The organism is Mycobacterium sp. ABE4_509, from assembly GCF_056160785.1.
The window spans coordinates 1-13074 of sequence record NZ_JBSWXU010000009.1; the positions used below are offsets into that span (position 1 = coordinate 1).

Annotated in this window: 12 protein-coding genes and 1 pseudogene; 5 read left to right on the forward strand and 8 right to left on the reverse strand. The window is 68.1% G+C overall.

The window, feature by feature from the left end:
• Positions 1 to 268 (forward strand): annotated as a pseudogene (locus tag ACXAID_RS03415) (HNH endonuclease); the annotation flags it as partial.
• Here the strand turns inward: ACXAID_RS03415 and ACXAID_RS03420 are convergent.
• Complete coding sequence (locus ACXAID_RS03420) at positions 249 to 2156, reverse strand: acetoacetate--CoA ligase (protein WP_475020777.1); 1908 nt, start codon at positions 2154 to 2156, stop codon at positions 249 to 251. The pseudogene ACXAID_RS03415 and the gene ACXAID_RS03420 sit on opposite strands and share 20 nt — an antisense overlap.
• Positions 2141 to 2887, reverse strand: a complete 747-nt coding sequence (locus tag ACXAID_RS03425) for a 3-hydroxybutyrate dehydrogenase (protein ID WP_475020778.1) — start codon at positions 2885 to 2887, stop codon at positions 2141 to 2143. The genes ACXAID_RS03420 and ACXAID_RS03425 overlap by 16 nt, the downstream gene beginning before the upstream one ends.
• 36 nt (positions 2888 to 2923) lie before the next feature.
• Between ACXAID_RS03425 and ACXAID_RS03430 the strand changes: the two genes are divergently transcribed.
• Both ACXAID_RS03430 and ACXAID_RS03435 read left to right on the forward strand, forming a co-directional pair.
• Positions 2924 to 3874, forward strand: coding sequence for a LysR family transcriptional regulator (locus ACXAID_RS03430; RefSeq protein ID WP_475020779.1), 951 nt, complete (start codon positions 2924 to 2926; stop codon positions 3872 to 3874).
• A gap of 9 nt (positions 3875 to 3883) precedes the next feature.
• Positions 3884 to 4654 (forward strand): alpha/beta hydrolase, encoded by a 771-nt coding sequence (locus ACXAID_RS03435; RefSeq protein WP_475020780.1) that lies wholly within the window; start codon positions 3884 to 3886, stop codon positions 4652 to 4654.
• Between the two features lie 61 nt (positions 4655 to 4715).
• On the opposite strand, the gene hsaB is transcribed toward ACXAID_RS03435, so the two are convergent.
• Genes hsaB through hsaA form a run of 4 tightly spaced genes read right to left on the reverse strand, consistent with a single transcriptional unit; the run spans position 4716 to position 8286 of the window.
• Positions 4716 to 5282 (reverse strand): 3-hydroxy-9,10-secoandrosta-1,3,5(10)-triene-9,17-dione monooxygenase reductase subunit, encoded by a 567-nt coding sequence (gene hsaB / locus ACXAID_RS03440; protein ID WP_475020781.1) that lies wholly within the window; start codon positions 5280 to 5282, stop codon positions 4716 to 4718.
• Between the two features lie 32 nt (positions 5283 to 5314).
• On the reverse strand, positions 5315 to 6217 hold the full coding sequence (gene hsaC, locus ACXAID_RS03445) for an iron-dependent extradiol dioxygenase HsaC (RefSeq protein WP_475020846.1): 903 nt from the start codon (positions 6215 to 6217) through the stop codon (positions 5315 to 5317).
• On the reverse strand, positions 6217 to 7101 hold the full coding sequence (gene hsaD / locus ACXAID_RS03450; protein WP_475020782.1) for a 4,5:9,10-diseco-3-hydroxy-5,9,17-trioxoandrosta-1(10),2-diene-4-oate hydrolase: 885 nt from the start codon (positions 7099 to 7101) through the stop codon (positions 6217 to 6219). The genes hsaC and hsaD overlap by 1 nt, the downstream gene beginning before the upstream one ends.
• Complete coding sequence (gene hsaA, locus ACXAID_RS03455) at positions 7102 to 8286, reverse strand: 3-hydroxy-9,10-secoandrosta-1,3,5(10)-triene-9,17-dione monooxygenase oxygenase subunit (protein WP_475020783.1); 1185 nt, start codon at positions 8284 to 8286, stop codon at positions 7102 to 7104. It lies immediately after the preceding gene.
• 162 nt (positions 8287 to 8448) lie between these two features.
• Between hsaA and ACXAID_RS03460 the strand changes: the two genes are divergently transcribed.
• The gene (locus ACXAID_RS03460; protein WP_475020784.1) at positions 8449 to 9519 is read left to right on the forward strand and encodes a 2Fe-2S iron-sulfur cluster-binding protein; all 1071 of its coding nucleotides are present in this window, start codon (positions 8449 to 8451) and stop codon (positions 9517 to 9519) included.
• Positions 9520 to 9540: 21 nt separating this feature from the next.
• Positions 9541 to 10122, forward strand: coding sequence for a hypothetical protein (locus tag ACXAID_RS03465; protein WP_475020785.1), 582 nt, complete (start codon positions 9541 to 9543; stop codon positions 10120 to 10122).
• A 4-nt stretch (positions 10123 to 10126) separates the two neighbouring features.
• Here ACXAID_RS03465 and ACXAID_RS03470 read toward each other — a convergent pair whose 3' ends face one another.
• Positions 10127 to 10687, reverse strand: coding sequence for a DUF6973 domain-containing protein (locus ACXAID_RS03470; RefSeq protein ID WP_475020786.1), 561 nt, complete (start codon positions 10685 to 10687; stop codon positions 10127 to 10129).
• Between the two features lie 43 nt (positions 10688 to 10730).
• On the reverse strand, positions 10731 to 12869 hold the full coding sequence (locus ACXAID_RS03475) for an acyl-CoA dehydrogenase (RefSeq protein ID WP_475020787.1): 2139 nt from the start codon (positions 12867 to 12869) through the stop codon (positions 10731 to 10733).
• Positions 12870 to 13074: the final 205 nt, after the last annotated feature.

Genomic DNA, 13074 nt, shown 5'->3' on the forward strand with positions numbered 1-13074 from the left:
CCACGCAACCCCGGCTCGCGAGCACGGCCCCACCAGCGCACTCAACGGCCTGGGCGCCTGCCAAGGCTGCAACTACGCCAAAGAAGCCCCCAGCTGGACGGTCACCACCACCGAGAACAACGGGGCACACACCGCCGAATACCGCACCCCCACCGGCGCGATCTACCACAGCACCGCACCACCACTACCCGGCCCACCGACCTACCGCCGACTCAGCCTCCTCGAAGGCCAACTCAGCATCGACCTGGTCACATTCGACGCTGCGTGACGTACCAGTCGAGCAGTGCCGGGTCGTCGACCGCGCTGCGCTCCACGACCTTAGCCGAATCACCGCCCTGGAACAGCTTCTTGATCGGCACCTCGAGCTTCTTGCCGGTGCGGGTGTGCGGCACGCCGGGGGCCACGATGATCTCGTCGGGCACGTGCCGGGGGGACACCTGCGAGCGAATCGTCTCGTTGATCGTGTCCCGCAGCGCATCCGTGAGCTCGGCACCCTCGGCGAGAACGACGAACAGCGGCATCCAGTACCCGCCGTCGGACTGCTCGGCGCCGATCACCAACGCCTCGACGATCTCCGGCAGGCCCTCGACGGCCTGGTAGATGTCGGCGCTACCCATCCGGATGCCATGCCTGTTGAGGGTGGAATCCGAACGCCCGTGCACGATGACGCTGCCATGGTCGGTGATGGTGATCCAGTCACCATGGCGCCAAACCCCGGGGAACATCTCGAAATAGGCGTCCCGGTACCGCTGACCGTCCGCATCGTTCCAGAACGCCACCGGCATCGACGGCATCGGTTTGGTGATGACGAGCTCACCCACCTCACCGCGCACCGGAGTGCCCGACTCGTCCCAGGCGTCGAGCGCGCACCCGAGATAAGGAGCCGACAGCTCGCCGGGCCACACCGGCACGGTGCGCACCCCGCCGATGAAGGCCGACACGACGTCGGTACCACCGCTGATCGAAGCGACCTGCACCCCCACCTCGTCGGCCAGCCACAGCGACGACGACGGCGGCAGCGACGACCCGGTGATGCCGACGGTGCGCAACGCCGACAGATCGTGACCGGTGCTGGGGTGAGCATCGGCCTTGATACAGCCGAGCACGTATCCGGGACTGGTGCCGAGCACCGTCGCGCGAACCCGGGCGGCGATCTCCCACAGCGCATCCGGTTTCGGCGCCGACGGGCTGCCCTCGTAGCAGACGATCGTCGTTCCCACGAGCAGACCGGCGACCTGGAAGTTCCACATCATCCAGCTCGGACTGGTGAACCAGAAGAAGGTGTCCTCGCGGCCCATGTCGGACTGCAGCGCAACAGCTTTCAGGTGTTCGAGCAGCACGCCGCCATGGCCGTGCATGATGCCCTTGGGCAGGCCGGTCGTCCCGGAGGAGAACAGGATCCACAGCGGATGGTCGAAGTCGACCGGCAAGGGCTGGGGCGGGTGTTCCCCGCGGGCGGCGAGGTCGTCGAGCGTGAAAGTCGCCACCAGGCTGGGCAGGCCGGCGCGCAGCGCCTCGACGTCGTCACGCTTGTCGCGATGCTTGCCGGCGAACACATACCCGTCCGCGGCGACCAGCACCTTGGGCTCGAGCTGCCCGAGCCGGTCCAGCGCGGCCTTGGCCGAGTAGTCCTGCCCGCACGCACTCCACACCGCGCCCAGCGATGCGGTGGCCAGAAAGGCGATCACCGCTTCGGGGATGTTGGGCAGGTAGCCCACCACGCGGTCCCCGGGGCCGACCCCGTGGGCGGACAACGTGTCCGCGAATGCCGCTGTGCGGCCTAGTAGTTCGTCCCAGGACAGCTCACGGTCCGGCCCGGCCTCGCTGACGTGGATGATCGCCGGACGGTCCGGGCGCATGTTGCGGACCACCTGGTCGACGTAGTTCAGCGTGGTACCGGGAAACCAGCGGGCACCGGGCATCTGGGCATGTTCGAGCACCACCGGCGCCCGCTCACCGAGATCGAAGTAGTCCCACAACGCCGCCCAGAAAACCTCGACATCCCCGACCGACCAGCGCCACAGCGCGGCATAGTCAGCGAACTCGCAGCCTGCGCGGGCGGCGGCGAAACGGGCGAAGTCGGTCACCCTGGCCGCGGCGATGTCCGCACCGGTCGGCACCCATTGGGGAACAGCTTCGTTCACCGTGCGCTCCATCCGCCGTCCATCGTGTACGACGCTCCGGTCACCATGCCCGCATCCGGCGTGGCCAGCCACCCCACCAGTGCGCCGACCTCTTCGGGTTCGACGAGACGTTTCACCGCGCTCTCCTTCAGCAGGATCTCGGCCAGCACCTGGTCCTCGCCGATGTTATGCGTGCGGGCCTGATCGGCGATCTGCCGGGTGACCAGCGGGGTCCGCACGTAGGCGGGGTTGACGCAGTTGCTGGTGACGCCGTGCGGTCCGCCTTCGAGGGCGGTCACCTTGGACAAGCCTTCCAGCGCGTGCTTGGCCGTGACGTAGGCGGCCTTGAACGGCGATGCGCGCAGGCCGTGCACCGAGGAGATGTTGATGACGCGACCGAACCCGTTGCGGTACATATGCGGTAGCGCGGCGCGGATCAGCAGGAAGGGCGCCTCGACCATCAAGGTCATCATCATCCGGAACCTCTCCGGCGGGAATTCGGCGATTTCGCTGACGGTCTGCACCCCGGCGTTGTTGACCAGGATGTCGGTCTGCAACTGCAGCTCCTCCAGGGCTGCGACGTCGACCAGGTCCAGTGTCCAGGCCGTCCCGCCGACATCCTCGGCTACGGACTGCGCGCCGGCCTCGTCGATGTCGGCGACGGTGACCGTCGCGCCGCGGCGGGCCAACTCCCTGGCACATGCCGCACCGATCCCGCCGGCGCCACCGGTGACCAGGGCCGCGCGGCCGTCGAGGTCGTTCACCGGACTGAGTATTCATGCAGGCATCTGCGCCCAGCAATGGCCAAAACTGCAGTATGCATCTGCAAAAATGCAGATATGCCCGTCATCCGCCGCCGACCCAGCGCCGACGACCTGCTGGTCCTGCTGGCCGTCGGACGCACCGGCACGTACACGACCGCCGCCGACGAACTCGGGCTCAACCACACGACCATCAGCCGCCGCATCGCCGCCCTCGAACAGGCCGTGGGCGGGCGGGTGCTGGCCCGGGTGTCTGGCGGCTGGGAACTGACCGAACTCGGCCGGGAGGCGCTGGCCGCCGCCGAGACCGTCGAGTCCGCGGTCCGGTCGCTGGCGACCGAGGACGGTGGCCGCCGGGCGCTCGAGGGCGTGGTGCGCATCTCGGCCACCGACGGGTTCTCGGCCTACATCGCGGCCCCGGCCGCGGCAGCGGTGCAACGCGGCCACCCCAAGGTGGCGGTGGAGATCGTCGCCGCCACCCGACGGGCGAGCCAGCAGCGCTCCGGCCTGGACATCGAGATCGTGGTCGGCGAACCGACGGTGCACCGCGCCAAGGCGATGCGGCTCGGCGACTACTGCCTCGGGCTGTACGGGTCGGCGGGCTACCTCGAAGCGCACGGCGCCCCGGCGAGCGTCGAGGACCTCCACCGCTATCCGCTGGTGTACTTCATCGACTCGATGCTGCAGGTCGATGATCTCGACCTGGCGACCAGCTTCGCGCCCGCCATGCGGGAATCGGTGACGTCGACCAACGTGTTCGTGCACGTGGAGGCCACCCGCTCCGCGGCGGGCATCGGGTTGCTGCCCTGCTTCATGGCCGACCGGCACGCCGACCTGATCCGGGTGCTGACGAACGAGGTGTCCATCCGGCTGAGCTACTGGCTGGTCACCCGGGCAGAGGCGCTGCGACGCCCCGAGGTGGCCGCCATCGTCGAAGCGATCATGGACCGGATGGCCGATCAGCGCGAGACCCTGCTCGGTGCGCACTAGCGTCGAGACATGCCCTTCCTCGAACATCCCCGCGGCCGCGCCTACTACCGCCACTGGGCCGCGGCGCAGCCGCGCGCGGCGGTGATCTTTCTGCACGGCTTCGGCGAACACACCGGCCTGTACCACCGGTACGGTTTCGCCCTGAACGCCGCCGGAATCGACCTGTGGGCGGTCGACCAGTTCGGGCACGGTCTCACCCCGGGCGATCGTGGGAACTTCGGCACCATCGAGGACAGCTCGGCGCTGGCCGAGCGCCTCAGCGACCTGGCCGAGCAGGAGCGCCCCGGACTGCCGCTGTTCGCGCAGGGTCATTCGTTCGGCGCGGTGGTGACGCTGTTCCGGCTGCTCGAGCACCCCGACCGCTACCGCGCCGGCATCATCTCCGGGGCGCCGCTGGTAGCCGTTCCGGCGCTGGTCGATATCGACACCGACATCGATCTGCCACCGGAGGCGCTGTCGGCGGACCCGTTCTACCTCGACGCGATGGCCAACGATCCACTGGCGTTCGTCGACGCCGACGGTGCTGCGCTGGTCCGTGAACTGGACCGGGGGTGGGACCGCTTCGGGGCCGAGCTACCGGGACTGAAGGTTCCGACGCTGGCCGTGCACGGGTCCAACGATGTGATCGGGCCGGTCGGGGCCGTGCGCGCCTACGCCGAGCAGATCGAGGCCCTGCAGCTCGCCGAGTTCCCGGGGGCTCGCCACGACATCCTCAACGAGACCGAACACCGGGAGGTCGCGGCCACGATAGTCGACTTCCTCGCAGCTCAGCTGCGCTGAACAGAACTCATCCACAGCAGTTGTGCACAGTGTGGATGAATCACACGCGTGTAACTCGCCGTCAGAGCCAGGTGTCGTCGGTCGTCGCGGTCAGGAAGGCCTCCAGGTCGTTGCGCCAATCGGCCGGGGTGTTCTTGTCGGGCTCGATGCCGGTGTACTGGCCCTGATAGAACAGCAGCGGCCGGGGCTTGCGGCGCGGCACATCCGAGAGCGAGTGCACCGCGCCGAACACGACGAAGTGGTCGCCTCCGTCGTGCACCGAATCAACCGTGCAGTCGATGTGCGCCAGCGAGCCGTCGATGATCGGCGAGCCCAGCTTGGACGGAGTCCAGTCGATGCCGGCGAACTTGTCCGGTTCGCGCGACCCGAATCGCGCCGACACCTTCTGCTGGTTCTCGTGCAGGATGTTCACGCAGAACGCGCCGCTGGCCTCGATGGCCGCCCAGGACCGCGAAACCTTGGTCGGGCAGAACAACACCAGCGGGGGATCCAGCGACAACGCCGCGAACGACTGGCAGGCGAAGCCGACCGGGAGATCGTCGTGCACGGTGGTGATCACGGTGATACCGGTACAGAACTGCCCCAGAACGTCCCGGAAGGTGCGCGGATCTATCGGTGGGCTACCCACTGTTCACAGGCTCCTCGCGCAAGCGCTCGTCACTAACTCTTGAAACCCACGCTGAAATCGTGTCCCCACAGCGACACCGCGGTGCTCTCTCTGGCGACCCAGCTGTGGTCGTCGACCTCGAGACCCTCACAACCGAACTCGACGTCGAAACCGCCGGGCGTCCTCATGTAGAACGACAGCATCTTGTCGTTGACGTGTCGTCCCAGCGTCGCCGACATCTTCACCTTGCGGCGCAACGCCCGGTCCAGACACAACCCGACATCGTCGGAGTTCTCCACCTCGACCATCAGATGGACGATGCCGCTGGGGGTTTCGCCCGGCATGAACGCCAGGCTGTGATGGCGGGGGTTGACGCCCAGAAATCGCAGCCAGGCCGGTTCGCCGTCGGCCGGGCGGCCAACCAGCTGCGGGGGCAGCCGCATCGAGTCGCGCAGGCTGAAGCCGAGGACGTCGCGGTAGAAGTGCAGGGTCTCCGCGTCGTCACGGGTGGTCAGCACCACGTGGCCGAGGCCCTGTTCTTCGGTGACGAACGTGTGGCCGTAAGGGCTCACCACCCGCCGGTGCTCGAGGGCGACACCGTGGAAGACCTCGAGGGTGTTTCCGGACGGGTCGTCGAAGACGATCATCTCATCGACCCGGCGCTCGGCCTTCTCGGCGGAGGTGGCCTCCTTGTACGGGATGCCCTGAACGTCGAGACGGTGCCGGATCTCCTGCAGCCCGGCAGCGTTGCTGGTCTCCCAGCCCGAGACCAGCAGCCGGTCGTGCTCCCCGGGCACGATCACCAGGCGGGCGGGGAATTCGTCCATCCGCAGATACAGTGCGCCGTCGGTGGTGCCGGAGCCCTCGACCATGCCGAGCACCTTGAGCCCGTACTCCCGCCACGCACCCATGTCGGTGGCCTCGATCCGCAGGTATCCCAGCGACCGGATCATGATCAACCTCCGAGGAAATCCACTGTGAGCTTGTTGAATTCGTCGAACTTCTCCAGCTGGGCCCAGTGTCCGCACTGCCCGAACACGTGCAGCTGAACCTTGGGGATCTGCTTGAGCGCCACCAGAGCGCCGTCGAGCGGATTGACCCGGTCTTCGCGTCCCCAGATCAGCAGCACCCGCTGGCGCAGCTTGTAGACCTCGCGCCACATCATGCCCAGCTCGAAGTCGGCGCCGGCGAACGACTTACCCATGGCCATCGTGGCCGCCAGCGACTCGGGCTGGCTGGCGATCTGGAAGCGTTCCTCCACCAGTTCGGGGGTGATGAGGGACTGATCGAAGACCATGATGCGCAGGAAGTTCTCGATGTTCTCCCGGGTCGGATCGGCGGCGAAGCGCCCCAGCAGCTTCACCCCCTCGGTGGGGTCGGGTGAGAACAGGTTGACGCTCAGCCCGCCCGGACCCATCAGCACCAGCCGGCCGGCCCGCTTGGGGTTGTCCAGCGCGAACCGCACCGCGGTTCCACCGCCCAGGGAATTGCCGATCAGCGCGGCCCGCTCGATCCCGAGATGGTCGAACAGGTTCAGCAGCGCGGTCGCGCTGTAGCGGTTGTACTGCTCGTGCTCGGTGTGCTTGTCGGAGTGCCCGTAGCCGGGCTGATCCACGGCCAGCACGTGGAAGTGCTCGGCGAGCACCGCGATGTTGCGGCCGAAGTTCGACCAGCTCGACGCGCCCGGCCCACCACCGTGCAGGAGCACCACCGTCTCGGAGTTGCCGACCCCGGCTTCGTGGTAGTGCAGCCGCATGTCATCTCTGACCTGCGCATAGCGCGACGTGGACTCGAAGGTGATCTCCTGCTGCTGGGCAGCTTCAGCGGCGAATGACGTCATTTAAACCATCGTGTCCTGGGGCGGCAGACCGAACGCGTCGTTCCCGAAGATCAGGTAGGCCCGCTCGGGCTCGTTGGCGGCGTGCACCCGACCGGCATGCGCGTCCCGCCAGAACCGCTGCACCGGCTGATCGAGTTGCAGAGCGGTCGCACCGGAAGCCTCGAACAGCAGATCGATCGACGCGATCGCCCGCGCGGTGGCGCGGACCTGATCACGGCGCGCGCTGGCGCGCAACGAGAACGGGATCTCCTCGCCGGTCTGCAACAGCTTGTACTCCTCGCCGACATTGCCGATCAGCTGACGCCAGCCGGCGTCGATGTCGCTGGCCGCCTCCGCGATGCGGATCTTCGCGAACGGGTCGTCCTTGGACTTCTCGCCGGCGAAGGCCGCGCGCACCCGCTTGCCCTGATGCTCCACGTGAGCGTCGTAGGCGCCGTAGGCCATGCCCATGATCGGGGTGCTGATGGTGGTGGGATGCATGGTGCCCCAAGGCATCTTGTAGACCGGGGCGGTGTTGTTCTCATAGCCGCCCGCGGTGCCGTCGTTCATCGCCTTGTAGGACAGGAACCGGTGGCGCGGCACGAAGACATCCTTGACCACCACGGTGTTGCTGCCGGTCGCCTTGAGGCCGACCACGTTCCACACGTCGTCGATGCGGTAGTCGCTGCGCGGGATCAGGAAGCTGCCGAAGTCGACGGGCTTTCCGTCCTTGATCACCGGGCCGCCGAGGAACGCCCAGGTCGCGTGATCACAGCCCGACGACCACTGCCAGGCGCCGCTGACCAGATAGCCGCCGTCGACCACGGTGCCCGCGCCCATCGGCGCGTACGAGGACGACACACGCACGGTCGGGTCGTTGCCCCACACGTCGTCCTGGGCCTGCTGGTCGAACAACGCCAGGTGCCAGTTGTGCACACCGAGGATCGAGGAGACCCACCCGGTGGAACCACAGGCGCTGGCGATGCGCCGCACGGCTTCGAAGAAGATCGTGGGATCGCATTGGAGCCCGCCCCACTGCTCGGGCTGGAGCAGCTTGAAGAACCCGACCTCGTCGAGTTCGGCCACGGTTTCGTCGGGCAGGCGCCGCAGCTCTTCGGCAGCTGCCGAACGCTTGGCGATCCGCGGCAGGAGATCGTCGACACCGGCGAGTACCGACTGCGTGTCGCGCTGTTCAATGGACGTCACTGGATTGCCTCCAAAGGCGTGCGAAGTAACCTACAAGAGATTAGAACACGTTACGATTTGTGTCGAGTAGCGGTGTCCTACGGCCGTTGGACCTGCGCACATTCATTTCTGTAACCTGTTCTAGTTATCGGGCTCGTTCCAGTTGACCAGGGAGGCGCAGTAGTGACGGACGTTGCAGTCGACGAACCACTCGGCAGCCATGTGCTCGAGTTGGAGATCGCCGACGTCATCGACGAGACGGGCGACGCGCGGTCCCTGGTGTTCAAGTCTCCCGCAGACGCCCCCGTCGCACCCGAGAAACTGCGTTATGCACCCGGGCAGTTCCTGACGCTGCGGGTGCCCAGCGACCTCACCGGTTCGGTGGCGCGGTGCTACTCGCTGTGCAGCTCCCCGTTCACCGGCGACCCGCTCACCGTCACGGTCAAGCGGACGTCCGAGGGCTACGCGTCGAACTGGCTGTGCGACAACGCACATGCCGGGATGAAGGTCCACGTCCTGGCGCCGTCGGGCACGTTCGTGCCCAAGACCCTCGACACCGATTTCCTGCTGCTGGCGGCGGGCAGCGGCATCACCCCGATGATGGCGATCCTGAAGTCGGCGCTGTCGGAGGGCAGCGGCAAGGTCACTCTGGTCTACGCCAACCGCGACGAGAACTCGGTCATCTTCGCCGCTGCGCTGCGTGACCTGTCGGCCAAGTACCCCGACCGGCTCACCGCCATCCACTGGCTGGAGTCGGTGCAGGGCCTGCCCACCCGGGCCGGGCTGGCCGAACTGGTCGGGCCGTTTCACGGCCGCGAGGCGTTCATCTGCGGGCCCGGCCCGTTCATGGCCGCCGCCGAGGAGGCGCTGACCGCGTCCGGGATGCCCGCCGAGCGCATTCACATCGAGGTGTTCAAGTCACTGGAGTCCGACCCGTTCGCGGCCGTGGTCCTAGAAGAGGACGACAGCGACGAAGGGCCCGCCACCGCGCACGTCACGCTCGACGGCCAGTCGCACGAGGTGTCCTGGCCGCGCCGCGCGAAACTGCTCGACGTGCTGCTGGACAAGGGCCTCGACGCGCCGTTCTCCTGCCGCGAGGGGCATTGCGGTGCGTGCGCGGTGCTCAAGAAATCCGGTGACACCGAGATGGAGGTCAACGACGTGCTCGAGCAGTCCGACCTCGAAGAGGGGCTGATCCTGGCGTGCCAGGCGCACCCGCTGTCGGATTCGGTCGAAGTCACCTACGACGAGTAGGCAGGGATTACCTTCGTGACGATGAACCGGCTCGCAGCTGCAAGCGCAGCGGCCCTGCTCGCGATGGCAGGACTCGCCCAACCCGCGCCGGCCGCGGCCGCGGCCAATTCCGGCACGTCCTCGATCCCGGTGGACGCCGCCACCCAGATCCAGATGAACGTCACCGCCGACTGCGTGGCGGCCCAGAGCCGGTGCTTCTTCAACACCACCGCGAACCTGCTCACCCCGGACGGCCCGACCGGATTCCCCGGCGACACCTGGGCCCGTCAGACCATCACGATCCGCAGCTCGGATCGCGACATCTGGCAGGAGGCCTGGTACAGCGCGCCGTCGGGTACGCCACGGGAACTCAAGGGGGCCAACCACAACAACGTGCTGTCGAAGATGTACAAGGCGATCAACAGCGTCGAGGTGTCGATCACCTACTTCGGCGGCGGACCCATCGAACGGTTCAAAGCCGACGGCGATTCGATGCCGATCAACTGGGCCACCGGTCAGGCCGACACCTCGGGCGACTTCATCGCCTGCTCGCAGATCCAGGTCGTCTACGGCGGGGTCAACCTGACCACGCCCAGCGCCTGCGCGCAGACCACGTTCGGCTAGCGCGCTAGAACTCCGGGCTCGCCGCGACGTCGCTCCAGGCCAACCCCTGCCCGTCCGGCCTGACGACCACCATGTCGCCGTTCTCGACCAACTCGGCCACCCGGTCGGCCAGTTCCTCGGCGCAGGCGTCGGGGTCGGCCAGCGCGACGTGGCGACCCACCTCGTTGTTGTAGAGGTCCATCGCCGCGCCGGCACGGGGGTTGGCTGGGATTCCCTCATGGGCATCGGTGAACGACCTCGTCCAATGCGCACCGAACGCCCGCGTCATCAACGCGCTTCCGTAGCCGTGGCGGAACGCATCGGTCCGGTTGTCGACGTCACCGCCGTCCGGCGGAGGAAATCTGGCCAGCGCCTCGGCGCTCGCCCGGACCTTGATGTCCCACAGCGGCCGGATCCTGGCCGGGTCGGCCACCAGCATGTCGATCTCGGTCCGGGTCAGGTCCTGCGGGGGAACGGTCAGCCCGGCGCACTCGTCCGGGAACGAAGAAACATCGAATGCGCATGTGCCGCCGGGGTCTTCGGCTATCCGGTACTCCCGCAGGATCTGCTCGAGGCGGTCGAACACCGATCGATTGTATGGCGCGGCGCCCCGGCCGCGCACGCCGGATTCAGCGCGGCAGCCCCAGCAGCCGCTCCCCCGCCATCGTCAGCAGGATCTGCTCGGTACCGCCGGCGATGGTCAGGCAGCGGGTGTTGAGGAAGTCGTGCACCTGGCGGCTGTCGACGATGCCGGCGCCGTCGGCCAGATCCATCCGGAACTCGGCGAGCCCCTGGCGGTAGCGCACCCCGATCAGCTTGCGGGCGCTGGCCTGCGGGCCGGGGTCCTCCCCGACCACCGACAGCTGCGCGATGCGCTGATCCAGCAAGGAGCCGACCTGCGCGGTGACGATCAACTCGCCGAGCCGATCCTGTTGGGCGGCATCGAGTTCGGCCACCGAGCGCAGCAGCTCTTCCATCGGGTTACCCAGTGCGGTGCCCTGGGCCATCGCCACGCGTTCGTTGGCCAGCGTGGTGCGCGCGAGCCGCCAGCCCTGGTCGACCTCGCCGACCACCATCTCGTCCGGCACGAACACGTCGTCGAGGAACACCTCGTTGAACAGTTCGTCGCCGGTGATCTCACGCAGCGGCCGCACCACGATGCCCGGCGACTTCATGTCGATCAGGAAGTAGGTGATGCCCTTGTGCTTGGGGGCGTCCGGGTCGGTGCGGGCCAGGCACACCCCCCAGTGTGCGGTGTGGGCATTGGAGGTCCACACCTTCTGCCCGGTCAGCTTCCAGCCCCCGTCGGCGCGCACAGCCTTGGTCCGCAGCGCGGCCAGATCGGAGCCGGCACCGGGCTCGCTGAACAGCTGGCACCAGAGCAGGTCGCCGCGCAGCGTGGCAGGCACGAACTGCTCGATCTGCTGCTGGCTGCCGTGCTCGAGGATGGTCGGGACCGCCCACCAGCCGATCACCAGATCCGGACGCACCACCTCGGCGGCGGCCAACTCCTGGTCGATCAGCAACTGTTCGGCCGGCCCGGCCGCGCGGCCGTAGGGCCGTGGCCAGTGCGGCGCCAACAGACCCGTCTCGGCGAGCGCGACCTGGCGCTGCTCGGCCGGGGCGGCGACCACGTCCGCCACCGCCGCGGTGATCTCGGGCCGCAGGTCAGCCACCGAATCCAGGTCGATGTGCAGGTCACGACGGACCCCTTGCTGGGTGAGGGCGACGACCTGGCGCAGCCACCTCGACCGCCCGCCGAGGAACTGCGCGATCGCGTACGCCCGGCGCAGGTACAGGTGGGCGTCGTGCTCCCAGGTGATCCCGATGCCGCCGAGCACCTGGATGCAGTCCTTGGCGTTGGCCTTGGCCGCCTCGATTCCCACCGACGCCGCCAGCGCCGCGGCAAGCGACAGCTGCTGTCCGCCGGTTTCCGAACCGCTGTCGCAGGCGGCCTGCGCGGCGTCGCCGGCCGCGACCGAAGCCTGCTCGGAGCGCAGCAGCATCTCCGCGCACATGTGCTTGATGGCCTGGAAGCTGCCGATCGGCTTGCCGAACTGTTCGCGCACCTTCGCGTATTCGGTCGCGGTCTGCAGACACCATCGCGCCAGGCCGGCGGCCTCGGCGGCCAGCACGGTCACCGTCAGGTCGACGATCCGCTGGGCGGGCAGAGCCAGCTCCTCGGCGGGAGCGTTCTCGCACACCACCCGGGCCAGCGGCCGGGAGAAGTCCGTCGCCGTCAGCGGTTCGACGGTGACGCCGTCCGCGGTCGAATCGACCAGCACCCAGGTCTCGGCGACCGGCAGCAGCAGCACCGCCCCGGCGGACGCACCCAGCACGTAGGCCGCGCTGCCGGAGACCTGCCCGTCGGCGAAGGTGAGGTCGGCGGCCAGTGCGACACCCGCGGTGCGCGCCCCGGAGGCCAGTTCGGCCAGCAGTTCGGAGTGTGAATCCGGCAACACCAGCGTGGCCAGCGCGGTGCTCGCCACCGGCCCGGGCACCATCGCCGCGGCGGCCTCGTCGAGCATCGCGCACAGGTCGGCCACCGTGCCGTCGGCCCCGCCGTGCTCCTCGGGCAGCGCCACACCGAAGGTCCCCAGTTCGGCGAACCCGTCGTAGGCGGCCCGCCAGCCGTCGGCGTCGCCCTGTTCCACGTCGCGGGCGGCTTCGACGGCGCGGGACCCGGCAGCCCAGCTCCGGACCAGTTCGCGCGCCGCGGACTGCTCGTCGGTGATCGTCGCAGACGAGTTCGAGGACCTAGCCGACACCGTGACTCCTACCGTTGGGGCGAGAAGACCCTGCTTCCCACTAGAACGTGTTCTAATATTGCCAGCGTTGGAGCGTCAAGTCGACCGCCATTGCAGCAGGGCACGTCGGTGTCGCCACGACACGGAGGTGAGCGATCAGGGAAGGGCATGCGTATCGTTTTCTGCGATACCGCATCACGAAGGAGCCACACGTCGCATGTCAGGG

Bases quoted from the DNA above. Each gene is read 5' to 3' on its own strand.
- ACXAID_RS03420 (WP_475020777.1), bottom strand. From the start codon at position 2,156: ATGGAGCGCACGGTGAACGAAGCTGTTCCCCAATGGGTGCCGACCGGT.
- ACXAID_RS03430 (WP_475020779.1), top strand. From the start codon at position 2,924: ATGGCCAAAACTGCAGTATGCATCTGCAAAAATGCAGATATGCCCGTC.
- ACXAID_RS03435 (WP_475020780.1), top strand. From the start codon at position 3,884: ATGCCCTTCCTCGAACATCCCCGCGGCCGCGCCTACTACCGCCACTGG.
- hsaD (WP_475020782.1), bottom strand. From the start codon at position 7,101: ATGACGTCATTCGCCGCTGAAGCTGCCCAGCAGCAGGAGATCACCTTC.
- ACXAID_RS03465 (WP_475020785.1), top strand. From the start codon at position 9,541: ATGAACCGGCTCGCAGCTGCAAGCGCAGCGGCCCTGCTCGCGATGGCA.